This is a genomic window from Tenacibaculum sp. XPcli2-G, assembly GCF_024124505.1.
Classification (GTDB): Bacteria; Bacteroidota; Bacteroidia; order Flavobacteriales; family Flavobacteriaceae; genus Polaribacter; species Polaribacter mesophilus.
The window spans coordinates 621,740-640,343 of sequence record NZ_JAMXSH010000001.1 but is presented as its reverse complement, the minus strand read 5'-3'; the positions used below and the strand labels follow the sequence as shown (position 1 = coordinate 640,343).

General features: G+C 30.6%; 16 protein-coding genes. 7 read left to right on the top strand and 9 right to left on the bottom strand.

Annotation, left to right across the window (positions count from 1 at the left end; genetic code table 11):
• Positions 1-15: 15 nt before the first annotated feature.
• The 4 genes from NH341_RS02845 to NH341_RS02830 all read right to left on the bottom strand — a co-directional run bounded on the left by NH341_RS02845 (position 16) and on the right by NH341_RS02830 (position 4,311).
• Positions 16-792 carry a DUF3108 domain-containing protein gene (locus tag NH341_RS02845; RefSeq protein ID WP_047787930.1) on the bottom strand — a complete coding sequence of 259 codons (777 nt, stop codon included), beginning with the start codon at positions 790-792 and terminating at the stop codon, positions 16-18.
• Between the two features lie 102 nt (positions 793-894).
• Positions 895-1,812: a tryptophan 2,3-dioxygenase family protein gene (locus NH341_RS02840; protein WP_047787931.1), complete on the bottom strand. Its 918-nt coding sequence runs from the start codon at positions 1,810-1,812 to the stop codon at positions 895-897.
• 96 nt (positions 1,813-1,908) lie between these two features.
• On the bottom strand, positions 1,909-3,069 hold the full coding sequence (gene hppD / locus NH341_RS02835; RefSeq protein ID WP_047787932.1) for a 4-hydroxyphenylpyruvate dioxygenase: 1,161 nt from the start codon (positions 3,067-3,069) through the stop codon (positions 1,909-1,911).
• An 84-nt stretch (positions 3,070-3,153) separates the two neighbouring features.
• Positions 3,154-4,311 (bottom strand): homogentisate 1,2-dioxygenase, encoded by a 1,158-nt coding sequence (locus tag NH341_RS02830; protein WP_159611073.1) that lies wholly within the window; start codon positions 4,309-4,311, stop codon positions 3,154-3,156.
• 359 nt (positions 4,312-4,670) lie between these two features.
• Here NH341_RS02830 and NH341_RS02825 point away from each other — a divergent pair, with 359 nt between their 5' ends.
• The 7 genes from NH341_RS02825 to NH341_RS02795 all read left to right on the top strand — a co-directional run bounded on the left by NH341_RS02825 (position 4,671) and on the right by NH341_RS02795 (position 14,096).
• On the top strand, positions 4,671-7,019 hold the full coding sequence (locus NH341_RS02825; RefSeq protein ID WP_253055654.1) for a TonB-dependent receptor domain-containing protein: 2,349 nt from the start codon (positions 4,671-4,673) through the stop codon (positions 7,017-7,019).
• A gap of 50 nt (positions 7,020-7,069) precedes the next feature.
• A complete protein-coding gene (locus NH341_RS02820; protein WP_047787935.1) occupies positions 7,070-7,798 on the top strand; it encodes a DUF4198 domain-containing protein in 729 nt (242 codons plus the stop codon).
• A 101-nt stretch (positions 7,799-7,899) separates the two neighbouring features.
• Complete coding sequence (locus NH341_RS02815) at positions 7,900-10,299, top strand: TonB-dependent receptor (protein WP_305879856.1); 2,400 nt, start codon at positions 7,900-7,902, stop codon at positions 10,297-10,299.
• An 88-nt stretch (positions 10,300-10,387) separates the two neighbouring features.
• Positions 10,388-10,717, top strand: a complete 330-nt coding sequence (locus NH341_RS02810) for a hypothetical protein (protein WP_047787937.1) — start codon at positions 10,388-10,390, stop codon at positions 10,715-10,717.
• A 1-nt stretch (position 10,718) separates the two neighbouring features.
• Positions 10,719-11,021 carry a hypothetical protein gene (locus NH341_RS02805; protein WP_047787938.1) on the top strand — a complete coding sequence of 101 codons (303 nt, stop codon included), beginning with the start codon at positions 10,719-10,721 and terminating at the stop codon, positions 11,019-11,021.
• The gene (locus tag NH341_RS02800; protein ID WP_253055653.1) at positions 11,021-13,084 is read left to right on the top strand and encodes a PepSY domain-containing protein; all 2,064 of its coding nucleotides are present in this window, start codon (positions 11,021-11,023) and stop codon (positions 13,082-13,084) included. Before NH341_RS02805 ends, NH341_RS02800 begins: the two co-directional genes overlap by 1 nt.
• Before the next feature lie 49 nt (positions 13,085-13,133).
• Entirely contained in the window at positions 13,134-14,096 is a 963-nt protein-coding gene (locus tag NH341_RS02795; protein WP_253055652.1) for an AraC family transcriptional regulator, read from the top strand.
• Position 14,097: 1 nt separating this feature from the next.
• Here NH341_RS02795 and NH341_RS02790 read toward each other — a convergent pair whose 3' ends face one another.
• The 5 genes from NH341_RS02790 to NH341_RS02770 are packed head-to-tail and all read right to left on the bottom strand — an operon-like array spanning position 14,098 to position 18,603.
• The gene (locus NH341_RS02790) at positions 14,098-14,928 is read right to left on the bottom strand and encodes a crotonase/enoyl-CoA hydratase family protein (RefSeq protein WP_253055651.1); all 831 of its coding nucleotides are present in this window, start codon (positions 14,926-14,928) and stop codon (positions 14,098-14,100) included.
• Positions 14,929-14,940: 12 nt separating this feature from the next.
• Positions 14,941-15,870: a sterol desaturase family protein gene (locus NH341_RS02785; RefSeq protein ID WP_253055650.1), complete on the bottom strand. Its 930-nt coding sequence runs from the start codon at positions 15,868-15,870 to the stop codon at positions 14,941-14,943.
• A gap of 7 nt (positions 15,871-15,877) precedes the next feature.
• Entirely contained in the window at positions 15,878-16,903 is a 1,026-nt protein-coding gene (locus tag NH341_RS02780) for an alpha/beta hydrolase (protein WP_253055649.1), read from the bottom strand.
• A 2-nt stretch (positions 16,904-16,905) separates the two neighbouring features.
• Positions 16,906-18,015, bottom strand: a complete 1,110-nt coding sequence (locus NH341_RS02775) for a heparan-alpha-glucosaminide N-acetyltransferase domain-containing protein (protein ID WP_047787941.1) — start codon at positions 18,013-18,015, stop codon at positions 16,906-16,908.
• Positions 18,016-18,018: 3 nt separating this feature from the next.
• Positions 18,019-18,603, bottom strand: coding sequence for a nitroreductase (locus tag NH341_RS02770; protein WP_159508839.1), 585 nt, complete (start codon positions 18,601-18,603; stop codon positions 18,019-18,021).
• Position 18,604: the final 1 nt, after the last annotated feature.

Here is an 18,604-nt window from a genome sequence, read left to right as displayed (position 1 = left end):
ACAGCTTATATTTTTTTAATCAACAATTATTTCAAAAGGATTTGCTAATCCTTTATAAGCATCTAATTCTGCACGTAAAGAACCTACGGCTAAAGAGGCTTTCATTTTTATTGGAATTTTATTATCATCTGCTGAAATCCAAATAGTAACACTTTCTTTAGCTTTGAAAACTCTACCTGCTTGTACTAATGGTCTAAATTTTTGTGTTTTAACCTTACCAAATTTTGTTTTTAATGTTTCATAGCCTAAAAAACGTAATTTAAAAGGATAACTTTTATTATCAAAGAACATATCAAGCTTAATTTCATCTCCTTTTCTTAATTTTTTTGTATTCTGACTTCTTAAAAAATAGAACGTAGAAATCATATCTTGAGGAGACTTAATAGAAATTAACGTATCTTTTTGTTTACGGAAATCCTGTACGTACGCTGTTTTTTTCTTGTGATTAAAGGTTATATGTCGATTTTTTTTATGTCCGCCCTCATCTATTTTCCTTTTAAATAAATAAGGCTGTACTTTATCAATTCCAAAGTAACTTTCATATCTATCATCAACTTTAAAGAACCAACTAATAACACCAGTTGTTTTACCTGTTCCTATAGCATGTAGTACTTTTTGGTTATTTAGGTTCTTCTCTTTTAGTTGTAAAACAGCTGTTCCTGCTTTTAAAAAACCACTATAACTCATATCAAACCGAAGCCACTCTCCGCTTTTGTATGCTTTTGGTTGACTTTGTGCAAAAAAACTTTGTGCAACGATTAAAAATGTAAAAAACAATATTCTTTTTCTCATAATGTTCAAACTTATGAAAATTGATAGACAATTACCATTCCAAAAATTAAAAAAACTGTTTAACAGAACATTATGCTTCTTTTATCTTCTTGTCACTAGAGTTTAAAAAGTTCCCCAATTTTTTAATTCTTCTTCGCTCCATAAGTATGGAAAGAAAATTCTTCTTTGGTACTTTGGATGTAAATACTTTCTCCAATTACTTCCTCCTGTGGCTTCCAAATCCCCATCAGTTCCCCCTAAATACTTTCCTGCTGCATTGTAATGAGCCATTACCCATTTTACATTTACTGTATAATCGTAGTGACGCATTGCTTTTATTAGTTCTTCATTTGCTTGAACTTCTTCAGGTAGTTGTTTGAATTTTTTTGAAAGGTTACAGTCATTATAATCTTCCATAAAATCTATAAATTCACCCATATACTTTTTCTCAAACAAATTTAATAATGTTGTTTTTTGACCCGTTGTATAATTTTTACCTGCTGCTTGCCAATATAAATGATCATAGGCATTTTTAAATGATGAATTTCTATCAATTGTATCTCGATAACGAGCATCTATCAAATTAATAAGATCGGTAGACGCAAATTCAATCTTACGATATTGTGCACTTTGAAAACCACTTGCTGGCGTTAATGTGTTTCTGAATTTTAAGTATTGGTCTACATCCATTCCATCACCCATAACTGTAAAAGAACTACATAACATATCAAAATAACGACTTATACGCATTAAATGCTTTGAGAATTTATCTGGTGTAATTTCTTCTGCTTTTGCTACTTGGTCAATTTCCCACAAAATCATTTTAAACAACAGTTCATTTACTTGATGATACATGATAAAAACCATTTCATCTGGTAACGTAGTTCTAGGAATTTGCAATCCTAAAAGTGCATCTGTTTGTATGTAATCCCAATAAGTTATTGGCTCACTCCATAGCAGTCCTTCTAACATTGCTTCTACAGGAACTCCTAACTTATCGTATTTTTCTTCTATTGCCTTTAATATTTCTTCTTTACTCATTTTCTTGTTTTTTTGAGAAAAAAGAAAAGAGAAAAGAGAAAACAGACAGTCTAACTATCTATTTTCTTTTCTCTTTTTTCTATTATCTATCTTAGTCTATAAAGTTCCTCTTAATTGTTGTTCTCTTTCAATTGATTCGAACAATGCTTTAAAGTTTCCAGCTCCAAAACCACGGGCTCCCATTCTTTGAATAATTTCAAAAAATAAAGTTGGACGATCTTCTACTGGTTTTGTAAAAATTTGTAATAAATATCCTTCTTCATCAGCATCAATCATAATTCCTAAAGATTTTAGCTTTTCAATATCTTCTCTTAGCTCGTGACTAAATTCTTCTAATCTTCCTGGAACTGCTTTATAATATTCTTCTGGTGGTGTTGATAAGAACTCTACTCCTTGAGACCTTAATTGGCTTACTGTTTTTATAATATCATCAGTAGCAACCGCAATGTGTTGTACTCCTGCTCCTTCATAAAAATCTAAATACTCTTCAATTTGAGAACGTTTTTTTCCTTCAGCTGGTTCATTTATTGGAAATTTAATTCTTCCATTTCCGTTAGACATTACTTTACTCATTAACGCTGAATATTCTGTATGAATTTGCTTATCATCAAATGATAAAAAGTTTTCAAACCCCATTACATCTTCATACCATTTTACCCAAACATCCATTTGATTCCAACCAACATTACCTACCATGTGGTCGATATATTTTAATCCTGCTGCTGGTGGATTATAATCTGATTCCCATTTTTGGAAACCTGGTAAAAATGTTCCGTTATAGTTTTTACGCTCAACAAACATATGAACTGTTTCTCCATACGTATAAATCCCTGCTCTTACAACTTCTCCGTGCTCATCTTTTTCTACAGTAGGCTCCATGTACGATTTTGCACCACGTGAAGTTGTTTCTTCGTATGCTTTTCTTGCATCTTCTACCCAAAGCGCTACCACTTTAACTCCATCACCATGTTTTACAATATGATCATTAATTGGAGATTTACTATTTAATGGTGTTGTTAAAACCAGCTTAATTTTGTCTTGCTTAATAACATAACTTACTTCTTCTGTAGACCCTGTTTCTAACCCTTTATAAGCATATGATTGAAAACCGAAAGCCGTTTTATAAAAGTGTGCTGCTTGCTTTGCATTACCAACATAAAACTCTACATAATCTGTTCCTAAAAGTGGTAAGAAGTCTTGCGCTCCTTCAAATATTTTTTCTAAACCGTAGTTTACTGATTTTATTTCTTTTGACATTTTTCTCTATTTTGAAAATTTGATAATTAGTTAATTTGAAAATTGAATTGACACATTTTCAAATTGTCTCATTAATATACTGAATTACTCTAGCCAAGATTTATAATAATCTTCATCTGCTATTTTCATAGCTTCTTCAGTTACTTTTAAAGGTTTAAAGGTATCTACCATTACTGCTAGTTCTTCAGTTACTTTTTCTCCGATACTTCTTTCTGTAGCTCCTGGATGTGGCCCGTGAGGAATACCCGCTGGATGCAACGAAATATGACCAGCATCTATATCATTTCTACTCATAAAATCTCCATCTACATAGTATAATACTTCGTCAGAATCAATATTACTATGATTGTATGGTGCTGGAATAGCTTCTGGATGATAATCGTATAAACGAGGCACAAAACTACAGATTACAAATGCATCTGTTTCAAATGTTTGGTGTACTGGAGGCGGTTGGTGTATACGCCCTGTTATTGGTTCAAAATCATGAATTGAAAAAGCATAAGGATAGTTATATCCATCATACCCAACAACATCAAAAGGATGTGTTGCGTATACCATTTCAATAATTTCGTTTTGTTTTTTTACATTGATAACAAAGTCTCCTTTTTCGTTATGTGTTTCTAGTTCTTCTGGCCTGCGAATATCACGCTCACAAAATGGCGAGTGTTCTAATAATTGACCAAACCAGTTACGGTATCTTTTTGGAGTGTATACTGGACGATAAGATTCTACAATAAACAACCTGTTGTCTTCTGTATCAAAATCCAATTTATAAATAACTCCGCGAGGAATTACTAAATAGTCTCCATACTTGAAATCTAAGTTCCCAAGCATTGTACGTAATTTACCTGTTCCTTTGTGAATAAAAATTACCTCATCTGCATCCGTATTTTTATAAAAATAGTCTTTAGTAGATTCTTTTGGAGCCGATAAGATGATGTTACAGTCAGAATTGGTAAGTACTACTTTTCTACTTTGTAAGTAATCATTTTCTTGCGGAACTTGAAAACCTCTAAAACGATACGATTGGATATTATTTTCTTTTGCTACTTTCGGAGCAATAGAGTATTGCTTACGAATTTCTTTAACCATTGTTGGTCTATATTCATGATAACTATTGGTTGACATTCCGTCAAAACCAATTGTACCAAATAATTGTTCGTAATATAAACTTCCGTCTTCTTTACGAAACTGGATATGTCGCTTATGTGGAATTTTTCCTAATTTATGATAAAAAGGCATCTTTAATTAATTTGATTATTCAACAATTTGTTAATTATATAATTAACTCTCTTTCTTTATTTAGCCTATCATTTATATTAATAGTAGCTAAACTTCAAAACCAAACAACAATAGCTATTCCGGGTTCCTTTTTATCATGAACTTTAAATGCGCTAAAAGGTCTTTCCAATGCATTTTAAATAGGTTTTTAGTTGTGCTTTACAAATATACCAAAATTAAAAAGATGTTGATATCTCATTAAATTTCAAAATTTTAGATTTTTTTATTTAAAATTAATCTAAATAAGTTTTGACATTAAGTTTTGTTAAAATACTTTTGCCTTATAAAATAACTTTATTAAATCTAAATAATAATAAAAAATGAAAAAAATCATACCCATATTGTTGGTATTGTTTTTATTTATTACAACATCAATAGTCGCTCAAAACAGCTCTGTTAAGGGTGTTATTGTATCAGAAAACAATAACTTCCTCTCTTCTGTGAATATAACTTTAAGTTCTACAAATCATGGAATTATTAGTAATGAAAAAGGAGAGTTTGAGTTTAAAAACTTAAAAAAAGGTAAGTATGTAATTAATTTATCAATGGTTGGTTTTGAGAAAAAATCCATTACAGTAAGACTTAAAAATAATGAATCTAAAAATCTTGGTAGGATTCTTCTTAAAGAAGCTATTGATGAGTTAGACGAAATCACCATTAATGGAGTAAAAAACAGATACGCTAAGAAGAATGTCTCTAATTCTTTACGCTTACAAACACCTATTAAACAACTACCCCAAAACATTCAGGTAATTGGGTCAGAGGTTTTACAAGATCAACTTGTTACAAATATGCTCGAAGGAGCTTTTAGAAACGTAAGTGGGGTTAGTAACATAGAGCATTGGGGAAATTTCGCACGTATTAACATGCGTGGGTTTAGATTACCAGCTTTTAGGAATGGTGTAAATATTCAAGACTCTTGGGGGCCTTTGTCTGAAGATACTTTTATGATAGATCGTATAGAATTTATCAAGGGACCTTCAGGCTTTATGATGGCTGCGGGTGAACCTGGTGGTTTTTATAATGTGGTTACAAAAAAACCTACCGAAGAAAAAATAGGGTCTATAAACTTAATGGCAGGCAGTTTTGACACATATCGAGCTGCGGCAGATTTTGGTGGATCTTTAACAAGTGATAAGCGTTTACTAGCTCGTTTGAACGTTTTATATCAAAACACTGGAAGTCATAGAAGGTTTGAGGATAGTGAACGTATTGGTGTTGCTCCTTCATTATCATATAAAATAAGTGATAAAACAGACTTCTTAACTGAGTTTTCTTTTCAAAAACTAAACACTCTTTTAGGAGCTGCTTATATTTTTGCTCCTTTAGATAAAGGATTTGGGAGTCTTCCTAAGAACTTTTCTATGGTTGACAGTAATTTTCCTGATACTGATATTAAAGAAGTTAGTTTATTAAACCAACTAACACATCGCTTTAATAATAACTGGTCAGTAGAAGCAAAATATGTTACTATGTTGTATACTCAACAAGGAGCTTCTGCTTGGTTAAATAGTATGCAAAATAATGGTGATGCTATTAGAAGTGTAAGTATTTGGGATGCTATCTCTGAAAGTGAATATTTTCAATTATATGCTAACGGAAAGTTTAATACCGGAGCAGTAACCCATAAAGTTATGGGAGGGTTTGATTATACGGATAAAGAGTATTTTGCTGATTTTTATCAAGGTGGTGCAGTAGACACTCCTACAACCCCTTTTAATATATATAATCCAACTTACGGAGATCGTATTTTTCCTGTATTTGATAGAAGTACACCTTTAAAAGACCGTACACCTTCTTACTCTTATGGAACAAAAATAAACTCTATATATGCTCAAGACGAAATAGGATTTTTAGAGAATAAAATACGTTTAACATTAGCGGGTAGATACACTCAGTTAACTCCTACAGGAGATATTACAACTAAAAAGTTTACTCCTAGAATTGGTTTGAGTGCTGATATAACTCCACAAATTACTGCGTACGGTTTATATGATCAATCATTCTTAGCAAATGATGCCATAGATAATACAGGAAACAGATTTGACCCTATTGAAGGAACTATTTACGAAGCTGGTTTAAAAACCAATTGGTTAAATGGAAAAATAAACGCCTCTTTAAGTGCTTACATTATTAATAAGAATAACATTACTACTAGCGATCCTACTGACACAACTCGTCGTTTTAGTATTTTACTTGGTGAGGTAGAATCAAAAGGTTTTGAGTTTGATATGCAAGCGCACATTACAAGTGAATTAGACTTATTATTAAATTACGCTAACACAGATGTGAAAATCGCAAAATCAAACATATCAAACGCAGTAGGAACTCGAATTGCAGGACACGCTAAACATATTACCAATGGTTGGTTAAACTATAATTTTAATCAAAATTCTGCCTTAAAAGGCTTTGGTATTTCTTTAGGATATCAATATCTAGTAGATAGAACTTCTTGGACGATTGGAGCTAATAATAATGCAGAACTTCCTGACTATTTTAGAATGGATGGTGGAGTGCATTGGAAAAATAATAAACTTCGTATTGCTTTAAATATTAATAATATTTTAAATAAACATTTATATTCTGGCACCAAAAACGATAAATTTCTTTATTGGCAATCTGAACCAGGAATCAATGGTAGGATTTCTCTTACCTATAACTTATTCTAACAACCCAAAAACCACCTAAAATTTAGGTGGTTTTTATAAATTATTAAAAAATGAAAAAATCAATTCTTACTTTATTATTCTTAGCTGTATTTAGCAATTCTTTTGCTCATTATATTTGGATTGAAACTAGCTCTACAGGAACATTAAACAACGAACACGAAGTAAAAGTTCGTTTTGGAGAGTTTTCGGAAGGTGTAATTGAAAAAGTAGGCGGAGAAAACTATAACAATGTAAAAAATTTTACTATTTGGTTAATCGCTCCTGATGGAACTAAAACAACTTTACAAACAATAGCTAAAGACGATTATTATAGTACCTCTTTCGTTCCTAAACAAAAAGGAACATATACCATTGCACTTGACAATAAAAATATAAAAGTGTTTGATTTTACAAAATACGATTACACAACCTTTAAACCCGAATATCATGCTAAAGCTAGAGTTGTCGTAGGTACATCAATAACAGAATTAAAAAGTACAAACCCAGAAGGAATTGAAATTATCGACGTTACTCCAAAACACCATACAAATGCTGATGAAGTTACCTTAAAAGTATTATACAAAGGCACTGCCCTTAAAGAAGGAGAAATTACTTTATTCACTCAAGGAAAATGGTCGGTAAAAGAAAAAACCAATGAAAAAGGATTAGTAACATTTAAACTACCTAAAAAGACTACTTATACCGTAGAAGCTACACATGAAGAAAAGACACCTGGTACGTACAACAATGTTAACTATAACATTATTTGGCATTGTGCGACTTATTGTATAAAAAACTAGTGTTAAAGTTTATTTAAAATAATTCTAAATAAATTTTGGTGTTAATTTTTCTTAAAATACATTTGCTTAATTATATTTATTAAATCTAAATAAGAAAAAAAATGAAGGGCTTATTAACTACCATTCTATTATTTTTAGTAATGGTAAACACAGTAGCACAAGAGGGAAATATTAGTGGTACTGTACTAGACAACAACAATGAACCTTTGGTAGGGGTTAATATTATTGTTAAAGGGACAAAAAATGGAGTACAAACTGACATTGATGGTAACTTTACATTATCTAATACAAAGGGAGAAACAACATTAATAGTGTCTTATGTTGGCTTTAAAACGAAAAACATAAGTACTAATAGTGGTACAAAAAACTTAGTAATTACCTTATATGAGGGTAACGAGATACTTAATGAAGTTACTATTGACACTCATAGAAAAAATAAATTCTCAAGAAAGAAAACAGCTTATGTAGCTAAATTACCTTTGAAAAATATTGAAAATGCTCAGGTATATAGTACAGTTACCAATCAACTACTAGTATCACAGTCTGTTACTAGTTTTGAAGAAGCTTTAAAAAATACAACAGGTGTTGAAAAATTATGGTCATCTACTGGTAGAGGTGGTGATGGAGCAGGTTTTTACTCTATCCGCGGTTTTTCTGTTCAACCACAATTAGTAAACGGTGTTCCTGGAATTACAAATGGGTTTATAAACCCAGACAATGTTGAAAGAATTGAAGTTGTAAAGGGGCCTTCTGCTACCTTATACGGGAGTACTGTAACATCTTACGGTGGTTTAATTAATATTGTCACTAAAAAACCATACAAAGGAACAGGAGGAAATATTACCGTTGGTGGAGGTTCTTTCGGGTTTAAAAAACTAACAGTAGATCTTAACACAAACTTAGAAGATAATGAAAACATTTCATTACGATTAAACGCTGGATATCAAACACAAGATAGCTTTCAAGATGCTGGGTTTAGAAAAGCATTATTTTTAGCCCCATCTGTTTCTTACAAAGTAAATAATAGGTTAACTTTAAACTTTAATTATGAACTTTCTTCAACAGATCAAACAAATCAAGCTTTCTTATTTTTAAACAGGTCAGCCCCGCTTACCTATAAAAATTTAGAAGAATTAAACTACGATAGAAATAAATCATTTACAAATAATGATATCTCTATTAAAAATCCAACGCAAAACTACAGAGGGGAAATAGCTTATAAAATTACTGACAATTGGTCTTCTCAAACAATTATAGCTGGCGGTAATGCTAAATCTAAAGGATACTATACATATTTGTACAATGTTCAAAATGATTTGTTTGGAACGTATGCTATAAAATCAGATGCAGAAACAAATACACTTACATTACAACAAAACTTTACTGGTGATTTTAAATTAGGTTCTTTAAGAAACAGGTTAGTTATTGGTGTCGATTATTTAGACTCTCAAGTTTTAGACAATAGTACTAACCAAAGAGGAATTAATGTTGTAAACCCTCAAGGTCAATTAATACCTGTACCACCTGCTTTTGGTTTTCCTAATTTACCAACTACAAGAGCAAATATTGATGCTGTTTTAGCTAGCTCTGCAAGGGCTGATTCTGATATTAATCAAAATGTTCTTAGTGGTTATATTTCTGATGTTATAAACATTTTACCAGAACTATCGGTAATGGCAGGAGTTCGTTATGATAGATTTAATTATAAAGGTGATGCAAACGACCCAAGTGACGATGAAAAAGAATATACTAAGTCTACTTTTTCTCCTAAATTCGGAATTGTTTACCAACCAATTTTAGATCAACTATCTGTTTTTGCTAATTATCAAAATGGTTTTTCTTATGTTAATCCAAAAAGAATACTTGTAGATATTTCAAACCCTAAAGGGCCTACTAAATTACAATCTTATGATTTAGAACAAGCAAACCAACTAGAGTTTGGTGTAAAAACAAATTTATTTAATAATAAACTGGAAACTACTTTGAGTTATTACGATATTACTGTAAAAGATAAAGTAATGCTTGATACTAATCTACAAGATGGTACAGTAAGAAGTAAAGGTTTTGAGCTAGAAATGAATGCTAACCCTGTTGACGGATTAAACTTACGTGGTGGTATTAGCTATAATGATGCTAAAGTAACAAAATCAAAATCTAGACCTGATTTAGTTGATAAACGTTTAGCTGAAGCAGGCCCTGAAACTTCTTATAATTTTTGGGCTGATTATAAATTCCAAGAAGGAGCTATAAAAAATGTAGGATTAGGTTTTGGGTTAAACGGTGCAAGTAAATATAATACTATGGTAGGTTATCCTGCTGCAGGTGATTTTTACCTGCCTGCCTATACTATTTTTAATGCCTCAATTTATTATGAAGTTGATAAATTTAGAATTAGTGTAAAAGGAAATAATTTAGCAAACGAAGAATATTATACAGGATGGAGTACTATTACTCCTCAAAATCCAAGAGCCTTCCTTGGAACTATAAGTTATAAGTTTTAAATATGAATATCTATTTGAATTATTAAATGTTGCAAACACAAAACTCTGAACTTTTATGTTCAGGGTTTTGTTATTTCATTGAACTACTATGAAAACAGTTACTCTTTTCCTTATTTTCATCGGATGTTATGCCTTATACAGCACTTCTGAAAAAGCATTGTTAATTAAGAACACCCGCTTACAAAAATGGTTTCATAATAATAAACGTAATACCAAGATAATTGGAACAATTACATTATTGATAAGTTTGCTCTTATCAATAACCTTTTTTGGTCTTTCTGCTGGAATTATTACATGGATTGTAGCTGCCTCTTTGTTTTTAAGCCTTATCGTACTCATCACTCCATTAAGAGTGATAAACTACGCTTTTCTAACTGCTTTATTTATGTTAACTTTTTTAATAGAACTCATTTTTTAATATGCCTGCTAATTCCAAATATTTAAACCAATCCCCTTGGCAACAATTTGCAAAAATATCTGCAGGTCTCATTGGTGGATACGTAATAAGTGCCTTACTACATATGTGCTTAGTTTTATGGCTACCAAACCCAAAAGGAATACTAATCACATCTATCTACACCATTTTTATTGTTTGGGGTGCTTTACTAATTGTTCCTTACCTATTTAAAAATGGATGGAAAGCTTGGGTTATATATCTCATAATTTCAATAATCTTATATGTAATTTATTATTTAGGAAACCAACAAAATCCGTTTATATAATGAGTAATAGAAATTACAATGTGTTCTTTAACACACATACAGTTAGCGGTATTGTTATAAGTGTAGCTTTGTATATTATCTTTTTTACAGGCGCATTTGCCCTTTTTAAAGATGAAATTGCTTCTTGGGAAGAAGGTAAGCACTCAAAAAATATTGCTCGAGAACATATAGATTATGATTTTTTATTAAAAAAACTCTCTAAAAACTATCATTTAACTAGTAGAGATATTCGTTTTTATTTAGGAGATAAAAACGATGAAATATATGTATTAACTTATCCTGCAAAAGACACAGTAAATATCCCTAATGAGGCTAAGTATCAAAATTATCAAGCAATAAATATTCATACTGGAGAAACTGCTTCTTATGTAGAAAAATATAGCTTAGGAGAGTTTTTATATCGTCTACATTTCTTTACTCAAATACCTACTATTGGAATTTACCTTGCTGGTTTTGTTTCTTTATTCTTTTTGTTTGCTATTGTTACCGGAGTCATCGTGCACTGGAAAAAAATTATTTCAAACTTTTATCAGTTCAATCCCAAAATTGCTTTAAAAAGAGTATGGACAGATGCACACACTGCATTAGGTATTATTGGACTTCCTTTTCAGTTTATGTATGCTGTTACTGCAACTTATTTTTGTCTTAGTCTTTTTGTTTTACTTCCTGCTAATTTTTTATACGGTGGTGATCAAACAAAATTAATGAATGATTTACGTCCCGACCGCAAAACTTATGAATGGGCTGCTGAAACTAACAAAACGCTTCCTAGTGTAAATGAATTTGTAAAAGAAAACACCAACCGATGGTCTCATTTTAACCCTACCTATGTTTTAATTAAAAATTATGGAGGTACCAACATGAAATACTTTCTTATTGGAGAGTTGGATCATAAAGAACGTTTTTTAAGTTCGGGAATGGTAATTTATGATTTAGAAACCAATAAAACTTCAGTAATAAGAAACCCCAATGAAAGTAAATATACCGACGATGTGCAGCTTTCTTTAGGGCGTCTTCATTATGGAAATTTTGGAGGAATTGCTGTAAAAGTTATTTATTTTGTATTAGCTCTTATTACATGCTTTGTTATTATAACTGGTGTGTTGATTTGGATTGAAGCTCGTAATAAGAAAAGCATGACCTTAAAACAACGTTTATATACTGCGAAAATAGGGCACATTTATCTTGCTATTTGCTTGTCTTTGTATCCTGTAACAGCCTTATTTTTCTTGATTGTTAAGCTACTACCCGAAGCATATCAAACTCAAAAAATGAGCATTTTATACACTTGGTTTTTTGTTGTTTGGTTATTAGCAACCCTCTTTTTTAGATTTAAACGAGATAATTATTTCACAAATAAAACTACTTTGTTAGCAGGCGCTATCCTTGGATTTTTAATTCCTATTGTTAATGGTATTGTTTCTAACAACTGGGTTTGGAACACCTACAAAGCTAAGCAGTTTGACATTCTTACAGTCGATTTATTATGGATAGCCATCTCAATTACTGCATTATTTATATACCTTAAAATTAAACCTGAAGTAAAGACTAAAAGTGCTTTTACAAAACATCCTATAGATTATAAAAACCGTAAAAAACTGTTAATTGAGGAGGCTAAAAAAACGGCTCAAACTACAGAAAAAAATAAATTATTAAAAGATAAAAACCACATACCGATGAGAACAAAAATTAGTATCCTTTGGATATTTTTAGCAATTGGCTGGATAGTTCACCATATATATGGGCTATTCAATATATACTACAATGAAACTTTAGTAATGGAGGGTGCAACAGGTGAAGCTCCTATTGTACATCACTTATATCGTATTTTATTTGAAGGAATGTGCTTACTTTTTGGTTTGCTAACTATTGAGCTTTCTAAAAAATGGTTCAAGATAACTTCTCTGGTTTGGGCGAGTATTGCCGGTTTATATAATGTGTACCATTTCTTTGAAGCTATTCTTCATGAAGCTAATAATATATCTGAGATATTTATGCTTCTTTTGGTAGCAATAGCTAGTATATTTTTAATTATTAATATTTATAAGTGGATTAAAGATTAATTCCTTCTTAGTATAGGCTCATTCCCCATTTCCTATATCCCCCGTATTTATGGAAATAGTTACTGCCAACAATAAAAAGTCACAGTTAAAAAAATTTCTGTGCCTTAAAATAAAAAGTATGGACTGTGGTATAAAAACTTCAGTCTATACTATTAATTCTCTTTATGGTAAAGGGACGATAATAAGTTATTATTTTGATGGCTTATTAATCAATTTGATTAACGCTAAACTCAAAGAAGATTTTCTTTTTATCTCTAGCAACAATAGTAATAGTTTTAATACTTTAGAACTTTCTGTTTTAATAGATGGGGAAAAAATTATTCGTTTTTCCAATCTAGAAAATGATCTTATTATCGAAAAAAATGAAAGTTATTTATTACATGATAATGGTGATGATAAAATTGTTTTTTACAGAAATAAGCATATAAATGAAGTTAAAATTAAGATGCATGATTCATTTATTAAAAAACATAAAATGCAAGCACTTTTTTCTAGTAACAAAGTTTCTAACTTAAGTACTACACAGCAGCTAACTTCAAATATGGAAAGAATAGTTAATGATATGCTCACTAACTCGCAAAAAGGATTGTTAAAACGTCTTTTTTTAGAATCAAAAGTATTAGAATTAACACATTTACAACTAAACATTCATTCTAAAAAAGGAAATAGTTCTAATGAAAAAGTTCTTAAAAAAATATATAAAGTAGAAGCTATACTTCAAACCAATATTCATGAGCAAATATCAATTCAGCAACTTGCTCGTAAAGTACTATTGAATCAAAATGTTTTAAAAAATGAATTTAAGAAATTGTTTGGTGAAACTATTTTTAATTACACCAAAAATTTAAGAATGAATAAGGCAAAAGACTTATTAGCTTATACTCAAAAACCTATTTATGAAATAGCTGACATAGTTGGATATAAAAACCCTACACATTTTACAGCTGCTTTTAAAAAATTTGAAAAAACAACGCCAAAAGAATTTCGGAAAAATTATACTTACAAATCCTAAATTAGGGTTTTAACTCATACTTTAACTTTCTTAATTGTGCATTTATAACTAATTCCATTCTACGTAAACTCTTACTTTCTAAATTCAAACAAGCATCTACCCACATGGCAGTAATGTCTTTCAACTCTTTCTTTTGTAAAGGAAAAACTCTTTTTATACATTTATAGTGATTGTATTGAAAGCTAAAGTTTGATTTTTTTATATAATTTATAACAGATGATATTCCCGTTTCTTCATTAAAAACACAATCTACCAAACCCATTTCTTCTAATTCTTCGGCCTTGTATATGTTTCCTGTGTATAACACTTTAAGAGCTGCTTTTATATTTAGTTTTCTACATAAAAAACTATAAGCTCCCATACCTGGAAAAAGATGAAACTTGTTTTCTGGTAAACAAAATTTAGCTGACCTATGAGATAGTATAATATCATGCGCCATTACACATTCAAAACCTCCTCCGTAAGCATTTCCCTCTACCAAAACGATGCTTAGTGCTGGCAGTCCAAAAGTATTATATATGTTGTAAATAGCGTCTATACATAAATTAGCGTATTCTGATAATGCTTCTTTATTTTCAGATTTGATGTTTTTTAAAAAATAGGGTAAATCCCCTCCTAAATTATATACCTCTTTATGTGTAGAGGCAGATACAATATATTTTAATGGATAAACCTTGTCTGCAAACATCATTTTTAAATCTTTAGCAAAGTCTTTAAATTCCCATAATATTTCTGGTGAAAAATTAGGAACACCTTTTGACTTAATACTCCAAACAATCATCTCATGTTCTGGATAATAGTCTACTTTAAAATTTTCATATTGCTTTATCATCCTTTTTTATTTTTAGCGTGTACTTAATGAGTTCTTTTTAACCCTAAATTTCCATGCTTCGTCTCTATATTCTTTTGCTTTTTTTCCTCCATCAATGTGATTCCAGCCTGGGGGCATAAAAAGGTATTTTACTTTATCTAGTAAGGTAGGAGCTTTTTTTATATCCAACCATAATTCTTTCCATAGTAAAAACTGCACATGCCATAAGTTCTCACTATTAAGTTTCTCATGCATGATTCCGTAGACTATTTTTTCATTATCCAATTCTTTTTGAAACGTTTTAAATAAACGATCCCAAATACTAAAGGTTTCACCATAATTTCTATCTAAATAAATATGATTTTTTGCATGATGTACTCTATGGACTGAAGGTGTTATTAATAGTTTATCTAACCATTTTTGCTTTCCTATAACTTTTTCATTTACATGTGTTAGTGTTGCATAAAGGCGTGCAATGGGTTCAATTACAAAAATCATTAATGGGTGAAAACCTAATATTGGAAGCCATATAAAGTTGAACGGAGTGAAAAACACATCAAAAATTGATCCTCTAGCAACCACGGTTAAATTCATTTCTTCTGCCGTATGGTGTACTCCATGAATACACCATAAAACTCGAACTTTATGTCCTAAAAAATGAATAAAAAACACTGTAAAATCATACAACAAATATGCGACAATCCATATATACCATTGAAAACCTAGAGTAAAAATTCTGTTTTCATATAACCAAAACATAGTGCCAACAATAAATATTTTTGATAATAAGAAGTAAGGAATACTTTGTATTAGATACGAAACAATACTTACGACTCCTTCTTTATTTTTTTCAACATAACTTGTTACAATTAGTATTCCCCATTCAACAAGCATTAAAACGAGTACTATTAGACTCATATGTTCTAGTTTTCCTGCAAGTATTTCTATAGATGATAAATTCATATTTAAACTATTTCTTAGAAAAATTCTTTTTTAAAAACGTAGCTATTTGTGCTACTGCTGCCTTTGATGCTACTGTTTCTCGCAAGGAGTTCAGTACAATAAAATCATGTATTGTTCCCCCATATCTAGTTGAAACTACTGGTACACCTGCCATTCTTAATTTTCTTGCATAGGCTTCTCCTTCGTCTCTTAAAACATCATATTCTGCAGTTATTAAAAGTGTTTTAGGTAAGTTTTTAAGCTCTTCTAAAGTTGCTTTTAACGGAGCTACTGTTGCTAATGAGTATAATTTTTTTTCTGGTACGTAAACATTCCAAAACCATTTCATTGTTGCTCTCGTTAAATAATGCCCTTTTGAGAATTGTTCATACGATTTCGTATTTAAATTGGTATCCGTAACTGGGTACAATAATAGTTGTCCTAGCAACTTAGGAGTTCCTTTTTGTTTTGCCATCATAGCTACAACTGTTGCCATATTTCCTCCCACACTATCTCCACCAACAATAATTCTATTTGTATCTAACCCATATTGTTTTCCATATTTTGAAATGAACAAAGTTGCCGCATATCCTTCTTCATTTGCTATGGGGTATTTAACCTCTGGTGCTCTTGAATACTCTACAAAAACAATTGCTACATTTGCTTTTAAAGCTAAGTCTCGCATTAATCGTTTATGCGTTTTAAAACTATTAAACACCCATCCACCTCCATGAAAATAAAGTAATACAGGTAATAATTTTTTTGTTTTTTTTGGCTTTACAATTACTGTATTTACTTGTTTATCTTGTTCTTTAAAAGAAACCTTAGTAAAGGTTACTTTATCGTAGGTTAATGTGGAATCTTTTTGCATGTTTTCCATGGCATTCCTTCCTATCTCTAAAGGTAAGTCCTGCAACGGTGGACCTTGATAAGAATGAATAACTTCTAAAAATTCCTGAACATATAAATCTAAGCCATCGCTTCCTGCTAAGTTTACTTGTGTATATGTTTTTACTCCTATAAACAAGCTTAGTATCATAATTATTTTTTTCATAACTATGTAATTGCTTGTTTTACTCTTTTTGTAGATGAAGATTGTTTTTGCTTTGCTATTAGTTTAATTGCTCTTTTCTTTGTCCAAAGAACACCAAATGTTAGTAATGTAATTCCTATAATAATTGCTAATAGTTTTAACTGACTTGTTTGTGATGAATATCCAAAAAACAATACTCCCCAGTATATAAGTACCCACTGTACTAAATAAAATGTTGTTACATTTTTACTTGAGTAATAAATTACATCGTACAGTTTATTGTGTGGAATACAGGTTACTAATATATGCCCAAACCAAACTAAAAATAAATTCACTCCAATAAAAGCTATGGTTCCTCCTGGCCCTAAATGATAGTAATCACCAAAATGATATTCATAATTATAATAGCATAATACTACACCTATACACATAAATAAAACACCTGAAACTAGCATTCTTTTATATGTTAAAACAATATTATTATTACTTTCTTGATACCACATTCCAAAGAATAATCCTATTAAAATAAACGACATCCATGGAAATACAGGAAAGTAAACATTGTAGGTTTTTCCCCATAATAAATCACATATATAATCTACCCCAACAATGTTAGGTTTATAACCACTTAATTCTCCTGTGAAAAAAACAATAAGTAATGCTAAGGTTAAAGCTGCATACTTGTTTTTAATAAACTTGATTATAACTCCCATTATAATCAAGGAAATCCCAGCTAACTGCAAGATATCTCCCAATAAAATAAAAAACAGATAATTATATGAATCTCCTAGAGTTAGCCCATTACCTTCTATAAAAGCTCTAGGGAATCCTCCAAACAACAACATGGGTACTGCAAATCTTAAAATATTAAGTAAATACCCTTTTGCTAAAATGTTTATTCCTCTTTTAAAGATTTTAAACATGCTTAACTTACTTGAAAACACAAAAGAAAACCCCATCACGACTAAAAACATAGGAGTTCCTTTTTCTAATACTTGAGCTACCTTCCCTAAAAAAGAATTGTTCCAAGTATCCATTGTCGAATATATAATCATGGAATGAACAGGTATCATAGATAAAACACTAATTCCTCTTGCCATATCTATGGCTAATACTCTCTTTTTTTGTTCCATTTTTTATTCTTTAAAATGCCAGCTTAATTTTTTAGATAGTGGCTTTCGTTTTCTATTTACTTTAGGAAGATTTTCTTTTACATGTCCTATAAAAAAAACACCTAAAAATTGTTCATTTTCTTCTAAACTAATTTCTTTTTCACCATACTTTATAGTTGCTATACTGGTATCCCAATAGCTTCCTAAATTTAGACTTGTACAGCTTAACCACATGTTTTGTACTGCGCTTGAAATAGCTGCAATTTCTTCCCATTCCGGGAGTTGTGCTCTTTTACTAGGTTTAAAAATCACTCCTATCATGCTGGCTTTACTGGCATACCTTTTTGTTTCTTTATAACGTTCGTTAGAAAATTCTTCTTCTGAATATATTTTTCGATAATAATTAGCCATAAACTCACCTAATGCTTCTCTATGTTTTCCTTCTAACACTACAAACCTCCAGGGTTGGGTTAATTTATGAGTTGGTGCCCATAGCGCATTGGTTACAATTGCTTCAATCGTTTCCTTCTCTATTTTTCTATCCGAAAAATCATACGCGTAGGTGGTTTTTCGTTCTTGTATAATTTTAGTTATCTGTTTAAAACTCATA

Bases quoted from the DNA above. Each gene is read 5' to 3' on its own strand.
- NH341_RS02845 (WP_047787930.1), bottom strand. From the start codon at position 792: ATGAGAAAAAGAATATTGTTTTTTACATTTTTAATCGTTGCACAAAGT.
- NH341_RS02840 (WP_047787931.1), bottom strand. From the start codon at position 1,812: ATGAGTAAAGAAGAAATATTAAAGGCAATAGAAGAAAAATACGATAAG.
- hppD (WP_047787932.1), bottom strand. From the start codon at position 3,069: ATGTCAAAAGAAATAAAATCAGTAAACTACGGTTTAGAAAAAATATTT.
- NH341_RS02830 (WP_159611073.1), bottom strand. From the start codon at position 4,311: ATGCCTTTTTATCATAAATTAGGAAAAATTCCACATAAGCGACATATC.
- NH341_RS02825 (WP_253055654.1), top strand. From the start codon at position 4,671: ATGAAAAAAATCATACCCATATTGTTGGTATTGTTTTTATTTATTACA.
- NH341_RS02820 (WP_047787935.1), top strand. From the start codon at position 7,070: ATGAAAAAATCAATTCTTACTTTATTATTCTTAGCTGTATTTAGCAAT.
- NH341_RS02815 (WP_305879856.1), top strand. From the start codon at position 7,900: ATGAAGGGCTTATTAACTACCATTCTATTATTTTTAGTAATGGTAAAC.
- NH341_RS02810 (WP_047787937.1), top strand. From the start codon at position 10,388: ATGAAAACAGTTACTCTTTTCCTTATTTTCATCGGATGTTATGCCTTA.
- NH341_RS02805 (WP_047787938.1), top strand. From the start codon at position 10,719: ATGCCTGCTAATTCCAAATATTTAAACCAATCCCCTTGGCAACAATTT.
- NH341_RS02800 (WP_253055653.1), top strand. From the start codon at position 11,021: ATGAGTAATAGAAATTACAATGTGTTCTTTAACACACATACAGTTAGC.
- NH341_RS02795 (WP_253055652.1), top strand. From the start codon at position 13,134: ATGGAAATAGTTACTGCCAACAATAAAAAGTCACAGTTAAAAAAATTT.
- NH341_RS02790 (WP_253055651.1), bottom strand. From the start codon at position 14,928: ATGATAAAGCAATATGAAAATTTTAAAGTAGACTATTATCCAGAACAT.
- NH341_RS02785 (WP_253055650.1), bottom strand. From the start codon at position 15,870: ATGAATTTATCATCTATAGAAATACTTGCAGGAAAACTAGAACATATG.
- NH341_RS02780 (WP_253055649.1), bottom strand. From the start codon at position 16,903: ATGAAAAAAATAATTATGATACTAAGCTTGTTTATAGGAGTAAAAACA.
- NH341_RS02775 (WP_047787941.1), bottom strand. From the start codon at position 18,015: ATGGAACAAAAAAAGAGAGTATTAGCCATAGATATGGCAAGAGGAATT.
- NH341_RS02770 (WP_159508839.1), bottom strand. From the start codon at position 18,603: ATGAGTTTTAAACAGATAACTAAAATTATACAAGAACGAAAAACCACC.